The sequence below is a fragment of the Methylococcus capsulatus str. Texas = ATCC 19069 genome, from assembly GCF_000424685.1.
GTDB lineage: Bacteria > Pseudomonadota > Gammaproteobacteria > Methylococcales > Methylococcaceae > Methylococcus > Methylococcus capsulatus.
Map to the genome: position 1 here is coordinate 123,559 of NZ_KE384224.1, position 24,858 is coordinate 148,416.

Annotated in this window: 12 protein-coding genes and 2 tRNA genes; 10 read left to right on the forward strand and 4 right to left on the reverse strand. The window is 62.7% G+C overall.

The genetic code is table 11. From position 1 onward, the window contains the following. Nucleotide 1 precedes the first annotated feature (1 nt). Together H156_RS0112030 and H156_RS0112035 are read left to right on the forward strand one after the other, a co-directional pair. Nucleotides 2–3,370 carry an NAD-glutamate dehydrogenase domain-containing protein gene (locus H156_RS0112030; protein WP_017365167.1) on the forward strand — a complete coding sequence of 1,123 codons (3,369 nt, stop codon included), beginning with the start codon at nucleotides 2–4 and terminating at the stop codon, nucleotides 3,368–3,370. Then, entirely contained in the window at nucleotides 3,367–5,928 is a 2,562-nt protein-coding gene (locus tag H156_RS0112035) for a PAS domain S-box protein (protein WP_017365166.1), read from the forward strand. The genes H156_RS0112030 and H156_RS0112035 overlap by 4 nt, the downstream gene beginning before the upstream one ends. A gap of 13 nt (nucleotides 5,929–5,941) precedes the next feature. On the opposite strand, the gene pgsA is transcribed toward H156_RS0112035, so the two are convergent. After that, on the reverse strand, nucleotides 5,942–6,511 hold the full coding sequence (gene pgsA / locus H156_RS0112040; protein WP_010960940.1) for a CDP-diacylglycerol--glycerol-3-phosphate 3-phosphatidyltransferase: 570 nt from the start codon (nucleotides 6,509–6,511) through the stop codon (nucleotides 5,942–5,944). Between the two features lie 3 nt (nucleotides 6,512–6,514). After that, complete coding sequence (gene uvrC / locus H156_RS0112045) at nucleotides 6,515–8,395, reverse strand: excinuclease ABC subunit UvrC (RefSeq protein WP_017365165.1); 1,881 nt, start codon at nucleotides 8,393–8,395, stop codon at nucleotides 6,515–6,517. A gap of 91 nt (nucleotides 8,396–8,486) precedes the next feature. On the opposite strand from uvrC, the gene secA reads away from it, so the two are divergent. From secA to glnA, 4 genes are all read left to right on the forward strand, one after another. Next, nucleotides 8,487–11,207: a preprotein translocase subunit SecA gene (gene secA / locus H156_RS0112050; protein WP_017365164.1), complete on the forward strand. Its 2,721-nt coding sequence runs from the start codon at nucleotides 8,487–8,489 to the stop codon at nucleotides 11,205–11,207. Next, entirely contained in the window at nucleotides 11,191–12,417 is a 1,227-nt protein-coding gene (argJ, locus tag H156_RS0112055; RefSeq protein ID WP_017365163.1) for a bifunctional glutamate N-acetyltransferase/amino-acid acetyltransferase ArgJ, read from the forward strand. The genes secA and argJ overlap by 17 nt, the downstream gene beginning before the upstream one ends. Before the next feature lie 37 nt (nucleotides 12,418–12,454). Next, the gene (locus H156_RS0112060; RefSeq protein ID WP_010960936.1) at nucleotides 12,455–13,375 is read left to right on the forward strand and encodes a Nudix family hydrolase; all 921 of its coding nucleotides are present in this window, start codon (nucleotides 12,455–12,457) and stop codon (nucleotides 13,373–13,375) included. A gap of 167 nt (nucleotides 13,376–13,542) precedes the next feature. Next, nucleotides 13,543–14,952: a glutamate--ammonia ligase gene (gene glnA, locus H156_RS0112065; protein ID WP_010960935.1), complete on the forward strand. Its 1,410-nt coding sequence runs from the start codon at nucleotides 13,543–13,545 to the stop codon at nucleotides 14,950–14,952. A gap of 213 nt (nucleotides 14,953–15,165) precedes the next feature. Here glnA and H156_RS0112070 read toward each other — a convergent pair. Then, a tRNA-Cys gene (locus tag H156_RS0112070) sits at nucleotides 15,166–15,239 on the reverse strand. Nucleotides 15,240–15,294: 55 nt separating this feature from the next. After that, nucleotides 15,295–15,370 (reverse strand) — tRNA-Gly (locus H156_RS0112075). Nucleotides 15,371–15,494: 124 nt separating this feature from the next. Between H156_RS0112075 and hypE the strand changes: the two genes are divergently transcribed. The 4 genes from hypE to H156_RS0112095 all read left to right on the forward strand — a co-directional run bounded on the left by hypE (nucleotide 15,495) and on the right by H156_RS0112095 (nucleotide 24,803). Then, nucleotides 15,495–16,523, forward strand: a complete 1,029-nt coding sequence (gene hypE / locus H156_RS0112080) for a hydrogenase expression/formation protein HypE (RefSeq protein WP_017365356.1) — start codon at nucleotides 15,495–15,497, stop codon at nucleotides 16,521–16,523. A 183-nt stretch (nucleotides 16,524–16,706) separates the two neighbouring features. Continuing rightward, entirely contained in the window at nucleotides 16,707–18,422 is a 1,716-nt protein-coding gene (locus H156_RS0112085; RefSeq protein WP_017365355.1) for an ABC transporter ATP-binding protein/permease, read from the forward strand. A gap of 205 nt (nucleotides 18,423–18,627) precedes the next feature. Further along, the gene (locus tag H156_RS0112090; protein WP_026045951.1) at nucleotides 18,628–20,718 is read left to right on the forward strand and encodes a methyl-accepting chemotaxis protein; all 2,091 of its coding nucleotides are present in this window, start codon (nucleotides 18,628–18,630) and stop codon (nucleotides 20,716–20,718) included. Nucleotides 20,719–20,777: 59 nt separating this feature from the next. Continuing rightward, on the forward strand, nucleotides 20,778–24,803 hold the full coding sequence (locus H156_RS0112095; protein WP_026045950.1) for an EAL domain-containing protein: 4,026 nt from the start codon (nucleotides 20,778–20,780) through the stop codon (nucleotides 24,801–24,803). Nucleotides 24,804–24,858: the final 55 nt, after the last annotated feature.

Consider the following 24,858-nt stretch of genomic DNA (forward strand, 5'->3'; position numbering starts at 1 on the left):
TATGGATGGTAAGGGGGCGGCTGCCGGCGGAAACTGGGAAATCACCTATGCCGCCATACTGATGCGATTTTGCCGGCGCCGGCGAATCGCCGCGGAACCGCTGCCCATGGCCGAGATTTTTCCGCACGAGTACCGCTCGCAGGTTTCGCCGAAGGCGGCGGTGCGGGATGCGCTCCTGCTCGAAAAAGCGGCCCGGACGAAGTCCTGTGTCGCCGATCTGTGGCGGCCTTCGCCGCAGTTCGGCGATGCTTACTGCCGTCTTCGGATCTACAGCCTGGTGGAGGATGACCTCGACCGGATCATGCCGCTGCTGCAGAATCTGGGACTGCGCATCGTCGACCAGATCCGGTTCAGGCTGGAGTTCCGGGGGCTGCGCTGCTCGGTCCGCAGTTTCGCGGTGGCTGCTGGCGAAGCGCCGGGCGGTGATCTCATGTCTCTACGCAAACCGTTGCTGGATGCCCTGGCCGCCGTGACGGCAGGCCGGGTGGAGAATGACGTGCTGAACGCCTTGATCCTCGCCACGGGGCTTTCCTGGAAGGAAATCGAGGTCTTCAGGGCCTATCACGACTACCGGCGCCAACTCGGCGGCCGGTTCGGGCGTTCGCGTTTTTTCCGGGCGCTGTTCAACAATCCCGAGGCCACCCGTCTTCTTTACCGATATTTCGAAGCCCGGTTCCACCCGGATGCGCGAGCGGACGAGGAGGCGCAGTCGGCGCTGCGGCAGGATTTCGTCGCGGTACTGACCGCTGTGGCGGATAGCGGCGAAGACCACATCCTACGGGATTTGTTCAACCTGATCGACGCTACCGTACGCACGAATTTCTACCGGCGCCGCGCCGACCCCGATTTCTTCGTCGCTTTCAAAATCAGCAGCCTGGGTGTCATCGACATGCCCGCTCCGAAACCGCTGTTCGAAATCTACGTTCACTCGGCAGCGATGGAGGGCATACACTTGCGCGGGGCGCGCGTGGCTCGGGGCGGCATCCGGTGGTCGGACCGGCCGGACGACTTCCGGGTCGAGATACTGGACCTGATGCAGACCCAGATGATCAAGAATGCCCTGATCGTGCCGCAGGGCGCCAAGGGCGGCTTCGTCCTCAAGTCGCCCTGCCGCGATCCCGGGGAGTGTCGACGTCTCGCCACGGGAGCCTACGCCACGCTCATCCGCGGCATGCTGGATTTGACCGACAACGTCACGGCCACTGGCGTCATGCGTCCGCCCTTCGTCATCGCCTATGACGACCCCGACCCGTATCTGGTGGTCGCGGCGGACAAGGGTACCGCGCGCCTTTCCGACACGGCCAACGTCATCGCGCAGGAATACGGCTTCTGGCTGGGGGACGCCTTCGCCGCCGGCGGTTCACAGGGTTACGACCACAAGCGTCTCGGCATCACGGCGCGTGGTGTATGGGAATGCGTGAAGCGGCATTTCGTGGAGTTGGGCCGGGACATCGAGAAAGAGCCCTTCACGGTGGTCGGCGTCGGCAGCATGGACGGCGACGTCTTCGGCAACGGCATGCTGTATTCGCAGAACATCCGGTTGCTGGCGGCTTTCAGCGGCCAGCACATCTTTCTGGACCCGGACCCGGATCCGGAGGTGTCGTACCGGGAGCGGCGGCGCTTGTACGATCTGCCGGGGTCCAGTTGGGCAGATTACGACCACCGGGCGATCTCGGCCGGTGGCGGCGTGTTCCGGCGCGACGCGAAGGACATTCCCCTCGCCCCGCCGGTCCGGGCCTGGCTCGGCGTACGCCACCGGTCCGTGGACGGCGAAGGGCTCGTCCGTCTGCTGCTGACCGCCCCGGTCGATCTGCTCTGGCTCGGCGGCATCGGTACCTATGTGAAGGGCAGCGCGGAGAGCCACGAGGACGTCGGCGACAGGGCCAATGACGCGGTACGGGTGGACGGCATCCAGCTGCGAGCGGCGGTGGTGGCCGAAGGGGCCAATCTCGGCTTCACCCAGCAGGGACGCGTGGAGTTCGCGCTGGGCGGTGGTCGCATCAATACCGATGCGTTGGACAATTCGGCCGGCGTGGATCTGTCCGACCACGAGGTCAACTTGAAGATCCTGACGGGTCTCCTGCAGGCGCAGGGTACGCTGGGCGACAGGGAGGCGCGCGACCGGTTGTTGGCCGAACTCACCGGGAGCGTTTGCGATTCGGTGCTCCGCGACAACGCCTCCCAGAGCCTCGCCATCTCGCTCGACCGGGAACGTTGTCTGCGTGACGTGGAACCCTTCCTGGAACTCGCCGAGCGGCTCGAAGACGCGGGCAGCCTGGATCGGGGTTACGAAGCATTCCCGGGCCGGAAAGAGGTTCAGGCACGCGAAGGACGGGGACTGGTGCGGCCGGAACTGGCGGTCCTGCTCGCCCACGCCAAGCTGGTCCTGAAACGGGCACTGCTCACTGCGCCGGGTTTTCTGGACGCCGAATGGTGTCGCCCGGTCCTGGCAGATTATTTTCCGCCGGAGCTGCGGCGGCGTCATGGAGCGGCTCTCCCGGGCCATTCCCTGGCCCGTGAAATCACCGCCACCGTCATCTGCAACCGCATCTTGGATCGGGCGGGATCGTCTCTCCTGGTTCTGGCCGAAGAATTCGAGGCGGGGACCGTCGCCGATCTGGCGGGCGCCTACTTGTGCTTCGACGCCGTGGTCGGTGGCGAAGCGTTGCGGGAAGCAGTGTCGGCGATGCGGGGAAACAGGGGGGTGACCGCTGCCTACCACCTGCTCCTGGAGCTCGAGGATCTTCTGCGGATCTGGTGTGAATGGGCGGTCCGCGAGGGTTTGGCATTGCGTCCGGCCGAATCCGAAATCCAGGCATGGCGGTCCGATCTCGCGGCGTATCTGCCCCACCGACTGGCATCGTTTGGCGACACCGAACACACCGCCTGGAACGGGCGGCTGGCGGAATTGGTGAATTTCGGCTTGGACCAGGAGCAAGCCCGGGCCGGGGCGTCGCTGAGAGAACTGCGGGACTTTCCGGTACTGGCTCATCTCGCCCGGTCGGCCGGTGCGCCGTTGGAGCGGGTGGTTGCCGCGGACGACGCCATCGCCGGACATCTGGGGATTCGCCGCATTCTCGGCCTGCTCCGCGGTGTCCGGCCGCGCGACCGCTGGGAGCGGCGCGCGCAGGCCGCGCTCCTCGAACGGTTCCGCCGGGCTGCGGCGTGTCTGACGAGGCAGGCCTTGCAGGCGGGCACGGAGGAACCGCTGGCGCTGTTTGCAGGGGAACGGTTTCGGCGTCGGCTGATGCGTTTCCGGCGGTTGCGGGACGAACTGGAAGACGCCGCCTCGCCTTCTCTGACACCGTTCACCGCACTGGGGGCGGAGCTGGATGCCTTGGTCGATCTGGGCCACTCGCCGGGAGTATGAACGAGCCCTCCCTGGCGCGACAGGAATTCCCGCGGGCCCTGCTGGACGCCTTCGACGAGGCGCTCTGTCTGGTGGATTCCGCCGGCAGTCTCGTGGAAATGAACGCTGCGGCGGAACGCCTCTTGGGCTGCGGCCGCCGGGATCTGGTGGGGAAAAAATTCGTGCCGGCGCCGGTGTCCGGGGCATCGGCGCGGCGGATGCGGGTCAGCCTGGGGAGCAGGAAAGACCGGCTACTCGAAGGCGAAATTCGTCCACTGGCCGGCGCCGGCAGTGCGATCAGCCTGGTGCGTCTGTCCGACCCCGCGTTGGAGAGTGGCCGCGGCCGGGACAGCGAAGCGACCCTGCGGGCCGTGCTCGATACGCTGGTCGACGGCATCATCGTCATCGACGAGCAGGGCGTCGTCCAGTTGTTCACACCCGCCGCGGAGCGCATGTTCGGCTACCATGCGGACGAGGTTCTCGGCTGCAATGTGGCGCTGCTGATGCCCTCGCCCCACCGTGAGGAACACGACGCCTATATCGGTCGTTACCTTCGCACCGGTGAGCCCCGGATCATTGGGATCGGCCGCGAGGTCCAGGGGCGCCGGAAGGACGGCCGACTGTTTCCGCTCCATCTGTCCGTCGGCGAGTTTCGCCGGCACCAACGCCGCTGGTTCGTCGGCGTCACCCGCGATCTCACCGTGAGAAAACAGACCGAAGACCGGCTACTCATGCTCTCCAGTGCCGTCGACCAGAGCCCTTCGGGGGTATTGATCGCCGATTCTCAGGGCTGCATCCAGTATGTGAATCGCGGTTACACGACGCTCACCGGCTACGGAGCCGAGGAACTCGTGGGCACGCGCTGCAGCGGTGCGGGGAGGGCGGACCGGTTGGGACGTCTGCGCGAGGTCATTCGGTCGGGCGCCGCCTGGCGCGGCGAGGTCCAGGACAGGAGGAGGAACGGGGAGGTTTACTGGGCGCTCGAAAGCATCACCCCGATCCTGGATGGTCACGGCGAAGCGACCCACTATCTCCTGATCCAGCAGGACATCACCGAACAGAAGCGGGACAAGGAAGCGCTCGCCGAGAGTGAGGAGCGATTCCGGCAGGTAGCCGAGATGGCGGGAGAATGGCTCTGGGAGCAGGACCCCGAAGGACGTTACCTCTACAGCAGCGCTGCGGTCCGGGCCATCCTCGGTTTCGAGCCGGAAGAGGTGCGCGGCAAACATTACTTCGACCTGTTGACGCCGGAGGACAGGCAGCACTGGATGAGCGCCCTCCCACCGGCCAAGGCGAGCGAAAAGCCGTTCTTCCGTCTCATCAACCGCTATCGCCACAAAGACGGCCACGAGGTCTATACCGAATCCACCGGAGCGCCGATCTTCGGTGAGCGGGGCGAACTCGTCAAATGGCGGGGCGTCGACCACGACATCACCACCCGCAAACGCTATGAGGATGAGCTGCGGGTGCGCAACCGTGCGATCGAGTCGGCGAGTGTGGGCATCAACATCGCCGATGCACAGACCAAGGGATTGCCGAACGTTTACATCAATCCGGCACTCAGCGCCATCACAGGCTATTCCAAGGAGGAGCTCCTGCATCACAGCATGCGGATGCTGCAGGGAGCCGGGACCGATCCGGCGAGTGTCGAAGAAATCCGCGAGGCGATCCGGGCAGGCCGGCCGTGCCGGCTGACGATCAGAAACTACCGCAAAGATGGCACGCCATTCTGGAACGAACTGCTTATTTCCCCGGTGACGGACGAGGCTGGCGTCATCACCCACTATATCGGGATCCAGACGGATGTGACCGAACTCCGCCGCGCGGAGGAGGAGCGACACGAACTGGAAATCGCCAAGCAGATCCAGCTGTCACTGCTTCCGAAGGCCCCGCTGCATCTGACGACGGTCGAGATCGCCGGCTTTTGCGTGCCCGCGACCCACGTGGGGGGCGATTATTTCGATTATTTTCATCGCGGCGACTGTGTGGATCTGGTCATCGCCGACGTTTCCGGCCACAGCGTCGGTGCGGCGCTCATCATGGCGGAGGTGCGCAGCGCGTTGCGGACGGAGGCGCGCAGGACACCGGTGGAACCGTCCGGCGGCGAAGGCGTCGCTCCGATTCTCGCCGGCATCAACGACGCGCTGCACGAGGATCTGTCGGGGGCGGACCTGTTCATTACGATGTTCTATGTCCGCTACGATTGCAGGACTCGCAGGCTCAGCTATGCCAACGCGGGGCACAACTTCGCGCTGCTCCTCCCAAGCGGGGAGGACAGCTGCGTCCCTCTGGACGCGGACGGTCTGGTCCTGGGCGTCAGAAAAGGCGTGTCCTTCGAGGAAAAGGCCGAGAATTTGAAGGCCGGGGACTGGCTGTTGCTCTACACCGACGGGGTGATCGAGGCACAGAACGGCGAAGGGGAGTTTTTCGGCATCGCCCGGCTTTGCCGCCAGTTTTCGGCACGCCGTTCACTGTCGCCGGAAGCGATGGTCGCCGGGCTCCTGAGCGAACTTCGGGCGTTCTCCGGGAACGATCCGCTGCGCGACGACGTCAGCATGGTGGCACTCCGGGTGCGCTGACGCCGGGGCAGCCTCATTCGGCCTCGGCACCTGCCTTGAACACGGGCATGGCGGCCTGGAGGTACACGATCATTGACCACAGCGTGAGGGTCGCGGAAACCACTAGCAACAATTCGCCCGTCGTCTTGACCCCGCCGTGCGGTATGTCCAGACCGAGCAGCAGGAGGGTGATCGCCAGCATCTGGAAGGTGGTTTTCCATTTGCCCAGGGCCGATACCTCGACCCGTTTCCGCTGCCCGATTTCTGCCATCCATTCGCGCAGCGACGCGATGGTGATTTCCCTGCCGATGATGATGGCGGAGGCTAGTGCGATCAGCGGCCGGGGTTCGGCCTGTACGATGAGGACCAGCGCGACCGCGACCATCAGCTTGTCGGCCACGGGGTCGAGGAATGCTCCGAAGCGGGTGGCCAGACCCATTCGCCGCGCGAGGTAACCATCCAGCCAGTCGGTGATCGCGGCGATTGCGAAAATGACGCCGCTGACGACGTGGGCGCCGCTCCAGGGCAGATAGAACGCCACCGTGAGGACCGGGATGAGGACGATCCTCAGCAGCGTCAGATAAGTGGGCAGGTTGAAGTGCATGGGTCAGGCGCCATGATCGTGAAACAGGTCGTAAATCCGCTGAGCCAGCTGCCGGTTGATTCCCTCGACGCTGCTCAAGGCTTCCACGTCGGCGCGACTGATCTGCCGTAAGCCGCCGAACTGCCGCAGCAACCGCTGGCGCCGTTTGGGGCCCAATCCCGCGATGGCCTGCAGCGGGGACCGGGTCGCGGTCTTTGCCCGCCGCTGCCGGTGCCCGGTGATGGCGAACCGGTGCGCCTCGTCGCGAATGTGCTGGATGAGCAGGGAGCCGGGGTTGTCGGGTTTGACCACGATGGGATCGCTGCATCCCGTTTGGAACAGGGTCTCCATGCCGGGCTTTCTGTCGGGCCCTTTGGCGATGCCGATTATACGGATATTTTCCACGCCTAGTTCCGCGAGCGTCCGGGCCGCTGCGTGGATCTGGCCCTTGCCGCCGTCGATGAACAGGATGTCTGGCGCCTCGACTTCACCGGCACGGATCCGCTGATAGCGGCGCGACAGCGCCTGAGCCATGGCCGCATAGTCATCACCGCCGGTGATGCCTTCGATGTTGAAACGGCGGTAAGCCGACTTCAGCGGGCCGGTGCGATCGAACACGACACAGGACGCGACGGTCTGGTCTCCCTGCGTATGGCTGATGTCGAAGCATTCCATGCGTTTGGGCGGCTCGGCGAGCCCCAGCATTTCGGTCAGGTGACGCAGGCGATCGGCGATGGTCTGCTGGCTGGCCAGGCGGGTCGTCAGCGCGCATTCGGCGTTGGCACGAGCCAGTTCCAGACGCTTGGCGCGCTCGCCGCGCAGCCGCCAGGAAATCTTGACGGCGCGCCCGGCCTGTTGGCCGAGTACGGACTCGAACAGCTCAAGTTCGCGGATCTCGTGGCTCAGCAGCAGTTCGCGCGGGATCTCCTTGTCCAGGTAGAACTGAGGGATGAAGGCTCCGAGCACCGCGGCAGCGTCGTGTTCGTCCTGCATTCTGGGGAAAAAGCTGCGGTCGCCGATCTGCTGTCCGTTGCGGACGAATACGACGTGGACGCAGGCGATATTGCCCTTGATGGCGCAGGCGATCATGTCGAGATCGCCCTGTTCCCCGGCGACGAGCTGCTTCGCCAGAACGGTGCGGAGGTTGGAAATCTGATCACGGTAACGCGCCGCTTTCTCGAACTCGAGGCGCTGGGCGGCTTGTTCCATACGCTGGGCGAGCCGGTCGATCAATGCTTCGCCCCGGCCTTCGAGGAACAGCAGGGTGTTGGTAACGTCCTCGCCGTAGGTCTCCGCTCCGACCAGTCCCACGCAGGGGCCGGTGCAGCGTTCGATCTGATACTGCAGGCAGGGGCGGGTACGGTTGACGAAGTACGAGTCCTCGCACTGCCGGACCGGAAATATTTTCTGCAGGGTTTTCAGGCTGTCGCGTACTGCGGCAGCACTCGGGAACGGTCCGAAGAAGCGCCCCGGCCGTGCCCGGCTGCCCCGATGGAAGGCCAGCCGTGGAAATTCCTGATGGGTGGAGACGTAGATGTAGGGATAGCTCTTGTCATCCCGCAGGTTGATGTTGTAGCGCGGCTTGTGGCGTTTGATGAGCTGGTTTTCCAGCAGCAGTGCCTCGCCCTCGGTGCGGGTCACGGTGACTTCGATCGCCTGCACCCGGGCTACCATCGCATTCTGCTTGGGCGAGCCGCCCCGCTGGGCGAAGTGGCTGGCCACGCGCTTCTTCAGGTTCTTGGCCTTCCCGACGTAGATCACCTCGCCGTTCCGGTCCAACATTTTGTAGACGCCGGGCGCGCCGGTGAGGGTCGCGAGGAAAGTCTTGATGTCGAAAGCCGCCGGCGCGGTGCTCATGGTGGGGGTAAGCCTGGGAGAATGCCGACATCCATTATACCTCTCCATCCGCCCACCGGGCCGCTCCCCGCATTTCTCCAGGGGTCGGGTTTTGCGGTATCATGCGCGGATTACGTTTTCGTCCGGAATCCACCGAATCATGCTTGGCAAGCTTGTCAAAAAAGTCGTCGGCAGCCGCAACGACCGCATCATCAAACGCAAGAGGCGTCTGGTCAAGAAGATCAACCAGCTCGAACCCACGATTGCGGCGCTGAGCGACGAGGCGCTCGGACGGAAGACCCTGGAGTTCCGGGAGCGGCTGAGCAACGGTGAGACGATCGACGATCTGCTGGTGGAGGCATTCGCGGTGGTGCGGGAGGCATCGCGGCGGGTGCTGAACATGCGCCATTTCGACGTCCAGCTGATCGGTGCCATGGTGCTGAACGACGGCAAGATCGCCGAGATGAAAACCGGCGAAGGCAAGACCTTGGTCGCGACTCTCGCCGCCTATCTCAACGCGCTGCCAGGCAAGGGCTGTCACGTGGTGACGGTGAACGATTATCTGGCGCGGCGCGACGCCGAGTGGATGGGCAAACTTTACGGTTTTCTGGGGTTGAGCACCGGCGTCATCGTCAGCAATCTGGACCAGGAGCAACGCCGGCGGGCCTATGCTTGCGATATTACCTACGGTACCAACAACGAATTCGGCTTCGACTACCTGCGTGACAACATGGCGTTCACCCTGGATCAGCGGGTGCAGCGCGATCCGTTTTTCGCGATCGTGGACGAAGTGGACTCCATCCTCATCGACGAGGCGCGAACCCCTCTGATCATCTCGGGTCCGACCGAGGATCGCAGCGACCTCTATCACAAAGTCAATGCCCTGATTCCTCATCTGACCCGCCAGGAAAAGGAGGGCGGGCCCGGCGACTATTGGGTGGACGAGAAAGCGCGCCAGGTCTATCTGACGGAGAGCGGCCACGAGACCATCGAGCGGCTGATGGTTGAACAGGGGTTGATCGGCAGCGATGAAAGCCTCTACGACGCCGTCAACATCCGCCTCATGCACTACATCAATGCCGCTTTGAAAGCGCACGCGCTGTTCCAGCGCGACGTGGACTACATCGTGCGTGACGGACAGGTCGTCATCGTCGACGAATTCACGGGCCGCGCCATGCCCGGCCGGCGCTGGTCGGAGGGGCTGCACCAGGCGGTGGAGGCGAAGGAAAACGTTCCGGTGCACAACGAGAACCAGACGCTGGCCTCGATCACCTTCCAGAATTACTTCCGCCTGTACGAAAAGCTGGCAGGCATGACCGGTACGGCGGATACCGAGGCGGCCGAGTTCCACCAGATCTATGGCCTCGAAGTGGTCATGATTCCGCCGAACCGGCCGATGATCCGGAACGACATGGGGGATCTGGTCTATCTGACCGCCCGGGAGAAATTCGCCGCGATCGTCGAGGACATCAAGTATTGCGTCGAACATGGCAAGCCGGTGCTGGTCGGCACCACGTCGATCGAGAACTCGGAACTGCTGTCCGGCATCCTGCGCCAGGCCGGTGTGCCGCATCAGGTGCTCAATGCCAAGCATCATGAGCAGGAAGCCCACATCATCGCCCAGGCCGGTCGGCCGGGAGCGGTCACCATCGCCACCAACATGGCCGGTCGTGGTACGGACATCGTGCTGGGCGGTAGTCTGGAAGAGGATCTGGCGCATGCCGACCCCGCCATGGCCGAACAGGTTAAGGCCGAGTGGCAGCAGCGCCATGATGCCGCCGTTGCTGCCGGCGGTCTCCACGTCATCGGCTCCGAGCGCCATGAATCGCGTCGCATCGACAACCAGTTGCGCGGCCGTTCCGGACGTCAGGGGGATCCCGGTTCCAGCCGCTTCTATCTCTCACTGGAAGATCCCCTCATGCGCATATTCGCTTCCGACCGGGTGGCGGTGCTCATGCAGCGCCTCGGCATGAAGGAAGGGGAGTCGATCGAACATCCGTGGGTGACCCGCGCCATCGAGAATGCCCAGCGCAAAGTGGAAGCGCGCAATTTTGACATCCGCAAGCAGTTGCTGGAATACGACAACGTTGCCAACGACCAGCGCAAGGTGATCTACCACATGCGCACCGAACTGATGCGGGCCGACGATATCTCCAGGACCATCGAGGATATCCGTCACGACGTGCTCGGTCGGATGTTCGCCGAGCACGTGCCTCCGCACAGCCTCGAGGAACAGTGGGATGTCCAGGGTCTGCAGGAGGTGATCGAGCGCGAGATCGGCTTGAGTCTGCCCATACAGCGCTGGCTGGATGACGAGCCTGACCTCCACGAGGAGACTTTGCTGGAGCGTATCATTCAGGAAGCCGACGCTGCTTACGCAGCCAAGGTCGAGGCGATCGGGACGCAGGTCATGCGCCATTTCGAGAAGTCGGTGATGCTGCAGGTGCTCGACAATGCCTGGAAGGAACATCTGGCCTCGATGGACCATCTGCGCCAGGGAATCCACCTGCGCGGCTACGCCCAGAAGGATCCCAAGCAGGAATACAAGCGGGAAGCCTTCGAGATGTTCACCGGCATGCTCGACGGCATCAAGCAGGAAGTGGTCGGCATCGTCTCCCGCGTTCAGGTCCATTCCGAGGAAGAAGTCCAGGAGATGGAGGAGCAGGGCCGTCAGCCCCAGGAAATGCAGTTCCAGCATGCCGAGGTCAGCGCGCTGACCCTCGAGGAACCTGCCGCCGCACCGCCGGAAGAATCCGAAGGCTATGCGATTCCCGAAGGTCCGCGGCCTTTCGTGCGTTCCGGCGAAAAGATCGGCCGCAACGATCCTTGCCCATGCGGTTCCGGGAAAAAATACAAGCAGTGCCATGGCCGCCTCGCCTGAGGACAGAAATCTGTCAGACATCCGCCTCTGTCCGGTAGCCGGGATTCGTTTGGGTACGGCGGCGGCGGCCATCAAGCACGTCGGCCGCGACGACGTGCTGCTCATCGAAATGGCGGAAGGTTCGGCCTGTGCGGCCGTATTCACCCAGAATGCCTTTTGTGCAGCGCCGGTCACCGTGGCGCGCGAGCATTTACGGCAGGCACCGCGCTGGCTGCTGGTCAATTCGGGCAACGCCAATGCAGGCACCGGGACGCGAGGTCTGGCGGATGCCCGCGCGAGCTGCGAGGCGGTCGCCGCGCTGGTCGGCGGCCGGGCCGACCGGGTCATGCCTTTTTCCACCGGCGTGATCGGCGAGTATCTGCCGCTCGACAAGATCCGGGCCGCCTTGCCGAAAGCCTTCGAGGCATTGTCGGAAGATGGCTGGGAGGCGGCCGCCCGCGCCATCATGACCACCGATACCCGACCGAAGAAGGCGGTCCGCCGAATCGAGATCGCAGGGCGTCCCGTAGTGGTGTCCGGTATTGCCAAGGGCGCCGGCATGATCCATCCGAACATGGCGACCATGTTGGCCTTCGTCGCCACTGACGCGCGGATCGGGGTCGGGCTGTTGCAGAGCGTTCTCGAGCGGGCGGTGAACCGCTCCTTCAATTGCATTACCGTCGATGGTGACACCTCGACCAATGACGCCTGCGTGCTGATGGCGAGCCAGCGCTCGGAAGCTCCGCTGATCGAACCGGGCAGTGCACATGTCGAGGCATTCCAGTCAGCCGTGGACGCGGTGCTCGCGGAACTGGCCGAAGCGATCGTCCGCGACGGGGAGGGAGCCACCAAGTTCATCCGCATCCTGGTCGAAGAAGCGGCTTCGGAAGACGAGGCCAGACTGGTCGGCAAGACCATCGCGCATTCGCCTCTGGTAAAGACCGCGTTCTTCGCCAGCGATCCCAACTGGGGTCGTATCCTGGCGGCGGTCGGACGGGCGGGATGCAAGGACCTGGACATCTCGCGGGTGGCGATTTGGCTGGACGAGGTCCGGATCGTCGCCGCGGGCGCGCGCGACCGCGAGTATACCGAGGCGCGGGGTATCACGGTGATGCGGCGGCCGGAGATTACCGTGCGTGTCTCCCTGGGCAGAGGGCAGGCGTCCGCACGCGTAATGACCTGCGATTTGTCTCTCGATTACGTCCGTATCAACGCCGAGTACCGGACCTGAAGCTCCGTTGACAGATCTCGGAAACAAGGAGATTCGCGTGGCCGTTGGCGTCGTCGAAGATGCCGGCGGGCGCATACTGATCGCACGACGGCCGGCCGAAGTGGATCAAGGCGGTCTGTGGGAATTCCCCGGCGGCAAGATCGAGCCCGGCGAGACGCCGTTCGATGCTCTGCGCCGGGAACTGATGGAGGAGACAGGCATCGCCGTGGATGGCGCAGAACCAATGTTGGTGGTGCGCCACGATTATCCCTTGCGGCGGGTCGTCCTGGACGTCTGGCGGGTTCGGCGGTTTTCCGGCATTGCGCGCGGTCGCCTGGGGCAGCCCGTCCGCTGGGTCCGTCCCGATGAACTGGTCGATTTCCGGTTTCCGGCGGCGAACCGATCCATTGTGACGGCGGCCCGGCTGCCGTTCCACTACCCGATCGTCGAGGATGCAGCGGGCGACCTCGGGGCCATGCGCCGCCAGTTCCGGCGCCTGGTGGCCGAAGGCCACTCCCTGATCCAGTTGCGGGCCAAGGCGCTGTCGCGGACGGACTTCCGCGCGTTTGCGCGGGAATGCTTGTACCACTGTGCCGACAATCATACTCGATTGATTCTGAACGCCGAGCCGGAGCTGGCAGTCGAGCTCGGTGCCGCCGGCGTTCATCTCACCAGCGCGCGCTTGAACAGCCTGGATTCAAGGCCGCTGGACGACCGGTTCTGGGTCGCTGCTTCGTGTCACGATGTGAGCGAACTGGAAAAGGCGGAGTCTCTGCAACTGGATTTCGCCGTTTTCGGTCCCGTGTTGCCTACCCGGTCCCATCCGGAGTCGGCTCCACTGGGCTGGGAGCATGTCTCCCAATGTCTCCAGTCCGTCAATCTCCCAGTCTATGCATTGGGTGGGATGGCGGCAGAACATCTCGCCAGCGCCAGATCGGCCGGTGCCTGGGGGATAGCAGGCATTCGGGGATTTCTGTGATCGCAATGCTCCATAGAAGTGCCGTCGGCACTATGATAGTGCGCCATTCGAAACGAATGGCACTTAACTCGGGCGTAAAATCAAGAAGATATTTGCCCGGTACCCTTGGTACAATTCCTGTGTAACTGTTGAGTTACCCAATCCTAGCTGGAGGAGACGACTTTACCATGACACCGAAAGACGTATTGCAGATCATCAAGGAAAAGGAAGTCCGCTACGTGGACCTGCGTTTCGCCGACACCCGCGGCAAAGAACAGCACGTGACGGTCCCCGCCTCGACCATCGACGAGGCCGCCTTCGAAGAGGGCAAGATGTTCGACGGTTCCTCGATCGCCGGATGGAAAGGCATCAACGAGTCTGACATGATTCTGATGCCGGATGCATCCACGGCGGTCATGGATCCGTTCTTCGACGATCCGACGCTGATCCTCCGTTGTGACATCGTCGAGCCGGCCACCATGCAGGGTTATGAGCGCGATCCTCGCTCCATCGCCAAGCGGGCCGAAGCTTACATGAAGTCCACCGGCATTGCCGATACCGCGTTGTTCGGGCCGGAAAACGAGTTCTTCATCTTCGACGACGTCCGCTGGGGCGCCAACATGTCCGGCTCGTTCTACAAGGTCGATTCCGAGGAGGCGGGCTGGAACTCGGAAAAGGTCTACGAAGACGGCAACATCGGCCATCGTCCGGGTGTGAAGGGCGGCTACTTCCCGGTGCCGCCGGTCGACTCCTTCCAGGATCTGCGCTCTGCCATGTGCAATACCCTGGAGGACATGGGCATGGTCGTGGAAGTCCATCACCACGAAGTAGCCACCGCAGGCCAGTGTGAAATCGGCGTCCGCTGCAATACCCTGGTGAAAAAGGCCGACGAGGTACTGTTGCTCAAATACGCCGTTCAGAACGTGGCGCATGCCTATGGCAAGACCGCCACCTTCATGCCGAAACCCCTGGTAGGAGACAACGGCAATGGCATGCATGTTCACCAGTCCCTGGCGAAAGACGGCAAGAATCTCTTCAGCGGTGACCTTTACGGCGGGTTGTCCGAAACCGCATTGCACTATATCGGCGGTATCATCAAGCATGCCAAGGCGCTGAACGCGTTCTGCAATGCCTCCACCAACAGCTACAAGCGGCTGGTGCCGGGTTTCGAAGCGCCGGTCATGCTGGCTTATTCCGCCCGTAACCGCTCGGCTTCGATCCGTATCCCCTACGTCATGAACCCGAAGGCCCGTCGCATCGAGGTCCGCTTCCCGGATTCCACGGCGAATCCATACCTCGCTTTCGCGGCGATGCTGATGGCCGGTCTCGACGGCATCCAGAACAAGATCCATCCGGGCGATGCGATGGACAAGGACCTGTACGACCTGCCGCCGGAAGAGGAAAAGGCCATTCCTCAGGTATGCTATTCCTTCGATCAGGCCCTGGAAGCGCTGGACAAGGACCGCGAGTTCCTCACGAGGGGTGGTGTTTTCACCGATGACATGATCGATGCGTACCTCGATCTCAAAGGTCAGGAAGTGACCCGCCTGCGGATGAGCACTCATCCCGTCGAGTTCGATATGTATTACAGCCTGTAATACAGGGTCTGAGGTCGTGGAGGACCCGCTCGGTCTCGGACCAGGCGGGTTTTCTCCCATCGGCCTGATTTTCTGGAGAAAAATGGACCGTCGTAGGCCGACGGCAGCGAAGGAGCCATTCCCGCGCCCGGATCTTGATCCGGGGTGAAGCGGAACCTGGCTCGGTAAAACCGAGTCGGGGAGCGATTAGTCTCGATCGTGCGGGGGTAAAGATGGAGGCTGAGGTCGGAATCGAACCGGCATAGACGGATTTGCAATCCGCAGCATAACCACTCTGCCACTCAGCCTTTGAAGGCAAAGCAAAAAGCCGCGACGTGAACGCGGCTTTTCCCAAAAAGCGTTTGGAGCGGGAAACGAGACTCGAACTCGCGACCCCAACCTTGGCAAGGTTGTGCTCTACCAACTGAGCTATTCCCGCAATCGATTTGCAACATTGTACTGATCCCGAGTGGGATGTCAACAACCTTTATTTGGGCACTACCGTGATGGGGCGTTCTGCTACCATCTGATTCCTTTCCAAGACAGTCTTCCCACCACCTCTCATGAATGACGACCTCTGTCGTGACATCACCCGGATTTCTCTGGCCCATGGTAACGGCGGCCGTTTGACCCGGGAAATCATCGAAGAAATTTTCGCTTTCCACCTGGGCCGGCAAGAACTGGACACCACGGCTGATGCAGCGAGGCTTCCGCTGGAGGCCGGGAGCGGCGGCGAGTGGATGATCACCACGGACGGTTTCACGGTCGAGCCTTTGGAGTTCCCGGGCGGTGACGTGGGGAGTCTCGCGGTGCACGGTACGGTCAACGACCTCGCCGTGTCCGGCGCAGTGCCCCGCTTTCTCAGTCTCAACGTGTTCATAGAGGAAGGGCTCGATGTCGAGATTCTCCGGCGGATCGTTGCGTCCATGGCGCGTGCCTGCTCGGATTGCGGCGTGAGGGTCTTGGCCGGGGATACCAAAGTGGTCCGGCGGGGACAGGGTGGCGGGCTCTATCTGGCAACCACCGGCATAGGGCAAAGGCGGGCGGGCGTCGATCTGGGCTTGCACTGCATTCGCCCGGGCGACCGGGTCATAGTGAGCGGACCGGTGGGCGATCACGGCGCCGCGGTCCTCTTGGCGCGGGAGCAGTTTGGGTTGGCCGGGAGCCTCCGGTCCGATGCCGGCAGCGTTCTGCCGATCACCGGTATCCTACTCGCCCTTTCGGGGCTGCGTTTCATGCGGGATCCCACCCGTGGCGGCGTGGCGACAGTATCGCACGAGATCGCCCGGGCCGCCGGGGCGACCGTTCGCCTGATCGAGCGTGATTTGCCGGTCCGGCCGGAAGTCCGCAGTGTCTGCGAGATTCTGGGCTACGATCCTTATTATTTGGCTTGTGAAGGAAGGGTGGTGGCGGTCGTCGACGCCGCGATCGCGGCTGAGGCGGTGGCGGCGCTCCACCAGAGCGGATTCACAGAGGCGTGCATTGCGGGCACGATCGAAATGGGTGCGCCGCGAGTCGTTCTTCAGACCTCCCTCGGCGGCGAAAGAATCCTCCCCGAACTCGAAGACGATCCGCTCCCCCGCATTTGCTGAACCTGCGAAGGACCGCCGTTCGCGGGGGACGTGTCGATTGTGTCTTTTTGTGTTTTGTCGATAATGCCTCAACGCCGTCCTGTTCCGGTGCCGGCAGGGTGAGGTGCGGCCCGGCCGGTCGCTCCCCTGTTCACGGGTGGCCCGTGGCCGGCATCTGCGGGAAAAGCATCGAGAAGAACAAATATGAGCGCCGAACGAATCTCAGAATATGGATTGATCCTCAAGCGTATCCTTGGCAGTGCGCGCGACTTCGCCGGCTCGGAAGTGGGCTGGAAGGCCAAGATCCTGTTTGTTTCGCTTCTCTTCTTGATGTTGGCGATCAACGGTCTGAACGTGCTGAACAGCTATGTGGGCCGCGATTTCATGACCGCGATCGAGAATCGCTACATGGGCGGCTTCGTCTGGTATACGGTGCTCTATCTCGGTGTGTTCGCTGCGACCACCGTCGCCGCGGTAATCTACCGGTATTGTGAGGAACGCCTGGGCCTGTTGTGGCGGGAATGGCTGACCCGAAGATTGGTGAATGCTTATCTGGACGGGCGTGTCTATTACTGTCTCGACGAGAGTCAGGAAGTTGCCAATCCCGACCAGCGCATCGCCGAGGATGTGAAAGCGTTCACCGTGACCACGCTTTCCTTCACTTTGATGCTTCTCAACAGTTCGTTCACCGTGCTGGCTTTTTCCGGCGTGATGTGGAGCATCAGTCCCTTGTTGTTCGGGGTCGCGGTTGCGTATGCCGTGGCGGGCTCCTACTTCACGGTTCGGCTGGGGCGGCCCCTCGTCCAACTCAATTATGATCAGCTCGACCGCGAAGCGGATTTTCGCGCGGGTCTCATCCATGTTCGCGAGAATGCCGAATCCATCGCCCTGCTGCATCGGGAACGACGGATTCAGTCCCGCCTGCTGCGGCAGCTCGAAGCACTCACCGCCAATTTCCGCAGACTGATCGCAGTCAATCGCAACCTAGGATTTTTCACGACCTGGTACAACTATTTGATCCCGGTCATACCGGCACTGGTGGTTGCTCCCTTGTTCATCGATGCCAAGGTCGAATTCGGTGTGATCACCCAGTCGGCGATGGCGTTCACCTATCTGCTCGGTGCGTTTTCCCTGATCGTGACTCAGTTCCAGTCCATTTCGGCGTACACTGCGGTGATAGCCCGCCTTCGCGGACTGATCCAGGCCGTGGAGAAGGTGCGTTCGGGAATCACATCTCCGATAGAAGTCTGCGAGATGTGTGACCGGATCGCTTACGAGAAACTGACCCTGTATTCGCCCCGGGACGGCCGGGTGCTGATCGATCAGCTTTCCATGGAGATTCCCGCGGGCGGCCGCCTGCTGATCCGAGGCGAGAACCAAACCGCGAAAGTGGCTTTGTTCAGGGCGACGGCCGATCTTTGGACTGCGGGTACCGGAAAGATCATCCGTCCTGGCTTGGAAGATACCCTGTTTCTGCCGGAACGGCCGTATCTGCCGCCGGGGACTCTGCGTGAATCTTTGCTGCGCACGGGCGGAGAAGATCAGATTCCCGACGATCGGATCATAGCGACTCTGCGGTCTTTGAACGTCGATTCCATTCTGGTGCGGATTGGCGGTCTGGATACGGAGGCGGATTGGGATGACGTCCTGTCCCTGGGGGAGCAGCAGCTGTTGGCGTTCACGCATCTTCTTTTGCTTGGCCCCCGTTTCGTGTTCCTGGACCGGCCGGGGACTGCGCTCGATGCCGAGCAGCTGGATCGGGTGTTGCAAATGCTGCATGACCATTCGATCGCCTACATTACTCTTGGTAACAGCCACGACAATCTGTCGTTCTACGACGCCGTGCTGGACCTGGAACCTGAGGGCCGTTGGTCCTGGAAAGAGATTCGGGACGGGGTGGTCGTCGAGCCGGCTGGCTGATGCGGGGCAAGGGCAATCCCGGCCCGGGGCGGATGCAATACGCAAGGGAATGCCGTGAGCCTGTTTCCCCCATCCTGGGGGAAGAGGGGCAGCTTTACTTTCTTCGTCCTCACTCCCTGACGGGGCCATCCGGTCCCCGTTCTTCACGGCGAAGCCGGGGCTGCATTTCGCGGCGCCGGGTTGGCTTTGTCTTCAAGGCTCCGACATGAGACTCCGATTTACGGTGCGCGCGCGGCTATTGCTCGCCTGCGTTCTTCCCCTGTCTCTGGCCATGGTATCGATGCTGGGGGTTGTCATTTGGAACTATTATCGAGACCTGGTCCGAGAGTCGGAGCTGAGACTTCGGGCCGAGGTGAACGAGGCGGGGCTGAGGATAGATCTCGCCAATGTCACCGCCTTGACTGTCCCGAAGACCATGGCGCTGGCGCAAGAAGCGGGGCTGTTCGGCAATCGGCTGGTATCCTTGGAGTTCGCTCGGAGGATCCTGGAAGCCTTTCCGGAGTTTACCGGTGCTTATTTCGGTTATGAGCCCGACGGCGACGGCCACGACCGTACCGCTTCCCAGACCGGCGAAGTTCCATCCGACGCAGTGAGCCGGGAAGGACGGTTTCTCCCTTACTGGTTTCGCGATCGCGAGGACCCTCTGCGAATCCGCCTATCGCCGTTGGTAAACACCGAGTCGAGTTACTATTACCGCGGAGTCAAGAATCGCCACGAAGGGAAAAAAGAGGAGGAGGGTGTCAGTCTGTCCGGAGGGATCAGCCGGCTTTACCGGAACTCCGGAAACGGGGCGCAAGGCCAGCGGTTCACGATGGTGACCGAACCTTATGACTACGAAGGAAAATACATGGTGGAGCACGCCGTTCCCTTGCTGCGGGACGGGCGGTTTCTGGGCATCGCGGGAGTGGACAAGGCGCTCAATGACATCGACGACACCCTTCGGAAGATGCATCATCATGAATCCGGGGGATTTTTCCTCTTGAGCCAGCGGGGGCGTGTCATCGCCTCGACGGTCGATCCGTCCGCGCGGGCGCGTCCCATCGAAGATACCCGGTGGTTGGCGGTATTGGAGCCGGCGTATCTCGATACGGGCAAGGGAACTTTCCAGCTGGCGCCCGATCCTCGTGACGGCGCCGAAACCTATTTCGTCTCGACGCGATTGGCGACCGGCGATTGGAAGCTGGTTCTGGTTGCCAGCCGCGAGGAAATCCTGGCCGGGCTTAGCGATACGATCAAGGGTGCGGTGGGCATATCGGCATTCGTTCTGACATCGGTTCTGGGCTTGGCGTTTTTGGCGTTGCGGACGGTGAGCCGCCGTATCGAGGACGCGGCGCGCGTCGCGGCACGGGTGGCGGCCGGCGATCTGGGATCACGGCTGGAAGTCGCCGACTCGGATGAAATCGGTGACCTGCTGCGTGCCATGGAGGCGATGCGGCAGGCCTTGGCCGACCTGATCGGCCGTGTGAAGCGTTCCAGCGAGCAGTTGGTTGCCTTGGGCGATGAAATCACCACGGCTGCCCGGCATGATGAGAGTCTGGCGCATGAGTTCGGCGCTCTGACACAGCAGGTCGCCGCGTCGGTCCGCGAGATTTCGACCACCGGTGACGAAATGGTTCGCAACGTCGCGGATGTCGCCGGTGCGACCGCCGAAACCGCGGAAGTCGCTTCGGCCGGGAGAGCGTGCCTGGCAGAAACGGAGACCGCGATGCGCCGTATGAGCGAGAGAATGTCGTCGGTGGTGGAGCGCTTCGCCGCCATTGGCGAACAGGCGAAAGGCATCAACAGGATCATGAATGCCATGACGGACATCGCCGTACAGACCAATCTGCTCTCGTTGAACGCCTCGATCGAGGCCGAGAAAGCCGGGAAGCAGGGAGCGGGGTTCGCCGTCGTCGCCAGTGAAATCAGGCGGCTGGCCGATCAGAGTGCCGTGGCGGCCCTGGATGTGGAGGCGATGGTGCGTGACATGCAGCGGGCGGTCGCAGGCGGCATCCAGGTTCTTGAGTCTTTCCAGGAGGACATGAGCACGGCCGGTCTGTCGAATGTGCGGCGGCTGGCGGACCATTTCACCGCTGTTCTGGAGCGGATCGAGCCTCTGGTGCCGGGTTTCGGCCAGGTCTACGAGGGAATGCGGGCGCAGTCGGAAGGCGCCCGGCAGATCAATGACGCGATGGTTGCGCTGAAGGATGAAGCCCAGGTGGCTGCGGCATCGTCAAAGCACTTGAGCTCGATGGTGGTCAAACTCCACACTGCAGTACAGGAATTGCAGGCTGAAATCAGCAAGTTCAGGCTGTAAACCGCTTTCACGGCAGCGCGGCCTCACCCTGTGTTTTCGCGTTCTTTCCAGGGGTATCAATGAGTAACGAGGTAAAGGGGGCATCACTCGACGCCAAGCGGTTGGCGGTGCTGCAGCCGTTCCGGCGCCCCCTCCCATGGTCGGTCGTCGTCGCACTGACGCTAGTCACCACTCTCGTCGGTGGGTTGCAGTTCTACCTGTCGCAGGTGCGGCATTTGCGGGAGCACGCCGGTGATACGCTGGCAGCAGTGGTCCAGGCGAAATTTCAGCATGTCGCGCACTGGCGTGCCGAGCGGCTGGCCGATGCCGAGCAAGTGGCCGGGAATGCGCCATTCCTCGCGGCCGCTGCCGCCTGGCTGGTCGCAGGCCAGCAGGATGCGGCGTCGACCCAGCGCATGCTGGCCCAGATGCAATCGTGCCGGGAAATGGGCCGCTACCGAAATGTTCTGCTGCTCGACGTGGCCGGCCGTATCCGTTTGTCACTGGTGCCCCACAATGGAGACGAGGCAGGCGGCATCTATGAGCGTGCTCCGCTGCCCGTGGCAGGAGAGGGCCTACAGCCGCTCCTCGGTGACTGGTACCTTTCGCAGGACGAAACGGAACTTCGGGTCGATGTGTCCTTTCCGCTGGTAGTGTACGAAGCGAATGGCGAGCGTCGGTTCGTAGGCGCCCTTGTGACGGTGGCCGAGGCCGGCGATCTCCTGCGGACCGTGCTTGAATCGCTGTCGCAGGTCAAACCGGAGATCTCTCTGATCGGGCAGAGAGGAAACCGCTTGGTTGCCCTGAACCGTGATTTTCTGGAGCGTGGCTGGGAGCCTTCGCCGCCGCCGAAGCCGCTTGCCGAAGCGGCCCTCAGGGTCTTCTATGGCGAGCGCGGCATGGTCATGCAGGAAGGTGACGCCGAAGCGGACCTATTGTCGCTGGGGGCACCGATTCCAGGATCGGCTTGGTACGTGATGGCAGCCACGTCCGCGACTCAACTCCCTCAGGAAAACCAGTCTTTTCTTCTCGGCGCGTCTTTACTGGGACTGCTCGGCGCTCTCGCGGCCGCGGTGGCGCTGCTGGCGCGCTCGTCCGAGCGCCATCACATGCAGGCCGCTCTCAAGGCGGAGAAGGAGCGGGCCGACCTGTCGAGACGCTTCGAATACTTCGTCCGCTATGCCAATGACGCCATTCTTCTCGCCGACCGGGATCACCGCATCGTCGATGTCAATGATCGTGCGCTGGATCTCTATGGGTATTCCCGGGAAGAACTGGCCGGGATGACCCTGGCGGACGTCGTGGCCGGGGATGTGGAAGGTGTCGAACATGGGCGTCTGGACGAAGCGGGCGTCTGGGAGTCGGTGCATACCCGCAAGGACGGGGTTCCGGTCCCCGTGGAATTGAGCGTCCGCTCGATCAGCGTGGAGGGTTCCGATTTCGTCCAGGCGATCGTGCGGGACGTCACCGAGCGCAAGCGTATCGAACTGGCGCTCGCACGGCAGAAGAATCTGTACAGCCTGCTGGCGCAGACCAATCAGATCATCGTCCGCCATACCAGCGAACAGGAGCTGTTCGATTCGGTCTGCCGGATCGCCATAAGGAATGGCGGTTTCCTCTTCGCCTGGATCGGGATGATCGAAAACGAAACCGGCGACCTGGTCCCGGTTGCCCGCTACGGCGACGATGCCGGTTACGTAGGGAGGCTGTACCTCTCCAGGGCGGATACCGCGCATCATCACGGCCCTACGCGAATGGCCGTGGCCGCCGGTCACCACGTGATCAGTGACGATTTTCTTGCCGATCCCCTGACACGGCCCTGGCATGAAGCGGGTCTGGCCGCGGGCGTGCGCGCCTCCGGCGCTTTTCCCATCCGTCGGTTCGGAAAGGTGGTGGGTGCGATCAATCTCTACGCCGGAGAACGGGGTTTCTTTTCGGAAGACATCGTCGCCGTGCTCGATACCATGGCGATGGACGTGTCTTTTGCATTGGACATCCTCGCCCGCGACGCTGAGCGGGAAAGGAGCGAAATGCGGCTCCGGGAAAGCGAGGAGCGGTTCCGGCTGGCGGCGAATTCGGCGCCGGTGCTCATCTGGATGGGGGATACCGCGCGCGGCTGCACTTTTTTCAACGACATGTGGTTGAATTTCACCGGGCGCTCACTCGAATACGAATTGGGTGACGGATGGCTGGAGGGTATGCATCCCGAGGACCGTTCCCGCTGGGTCTGCGCGTACTCCGCTGCGTTCGATGCCCGGAAGCCATTCGAAATCGAATACCGCCTGCGTCGTCGCGACGGGGAATACCGCACGATACTGGGCAAGGCGACCCCCCGGTTCGACGCCGGCGGCGAATTCATCGGTTATATCGGTTCATGCATCGACATTTCCGACAGGAAAAAAGGCGACGAGCGCCTGCTGTTGGCCGGCAAGGTGTTCGAAGCGGTACGCGAGTCGATCATTGTGACGGATGCGAACCGCGTGATCGTGGCGGTCAATCCCGCCTTCAGCGACATGACGGGTTACAGTCCGGAGGAGGCGGTGGGCAGGACGCCGGCGTTTCTGCAGTCCGGCAGGCATGGCAAAGAATACTATGCGGCGATGTGGAGGGCCGTCGATCAGGAAGGGTCCTGGCAGGGCGAATTCTGGAACCGGCGCAAGAATGGCGAGCTGTTCGCGGTTCTGGAGACGATCGTGGCGGTTCGCGACGAGACCGGCGCCATGGTCAATTACATCGGTGTTGCCGCGGACATTTCCAGCCTCAAGGAGGCGGAAGAGCACATCCACCATCTGGCCTATTATGACCCTCTGTCGGCCTTGCCCAACCGGCGCTACCTGATGGAACGAGCGGAATACGCGCTGGCCTTGGCGGAACGCCGCAAGGAAGAGCTGGCCGTGGTGTTCCTGGACGTCGACCATTTCAAGGACGTCAACGATTCCCTGGGGCATCAGGTAGGTGATGAACTGCTGGTCCGGGTGGCGACCCAGATCAAGGAATTTACCCGCGAGACGGACACGGTCGCCCGCCTCGGGGGGGACGAGTTCGCACTCCTTCTGCCGGATTTGGGCCGTGACGCGGTGTCGCAGGTCGCCGATAAGATACTCGCCGCCCTGCGCAAGCCCTTCGAGCATTCGGGGCAGACCTTTGCAGTGACCGGCTCCATCGGCATCAGCCTTTACCCCCACGACGGAACCGATTTCGAGACGCTGCTCCGCAACGCGGATACCGCGATGTACCACGCGAAACAGCAGGGCCGCAACCAGTTCCGATTCTACGATCCCGGGATGAACGTGGACATCCTGGCACGCCTGACGGTGCTGTCCGAACTCAGAGAAGCCATCCCGGCGGGCGAGCTCCGGACCTTTTTCCAGCCCGAGATCGATCTGGCCAACGGCACGCTGGTCGGGGCCGAAGCTTTGGTACGCTGGCAGCATCCCACGCGGGGCCTGCTGTCACCCGACCAGTTCATTCCCGTGGCCGAGAGCAATGATCTGATCATCGCCATCAGTGACTGGGTGCTTGAGGACACTTGCCGTCATCTCGCCCAATGGAAGAAAGCCGATCAGGCGCCGATTACCGTGGGCGTCAACCTGGCAGCGCGCCATTTCCGCGATCCGCGGCTGGTGCCGCGTGTCGAGTCGTTGCTGTGCCGTTACGGCGTTCCCGGCTCGTCCCTACAGCTTGAACTGACCGAATCCACCCTCCTGGATGCCGATGCCCAGACCATGATCGTGCTGCAGGAACTGATCGCGCTGGGATGCAGCCTCTCGATCGATGATTTCGGCACGGGCTATTCCAGTCTGTCCTATCTCAAGAACCTGCCGATAGCCACGTTGAAGATCGACCAGAGCTTCGTCCGCGACATCGCTTTCGATGCCGACGACAGGACCATTTCCGGTACGGTGGTGGCTTTGGGCCACAGCCTGGGGCTCAAAGTCATCGCGGAAGGGGTCGAAACCGAGGAACAGCGGCGCATCCTGCTGGAACAGGGCTGTGACTTCGGGCAGGGTTACCTGTTCTCCCGCCCGCTGAGCTCCAAGGAGTTCATCAAATGGCGGATGGAGCACGCGCTGCGCCTGGAGACGGATCCGCGCCACCGCGACTGACACCGCCCCTTCAACGTTCGACGTGAAAACCGGGCGGTGCGGCAGCCGGGACTGG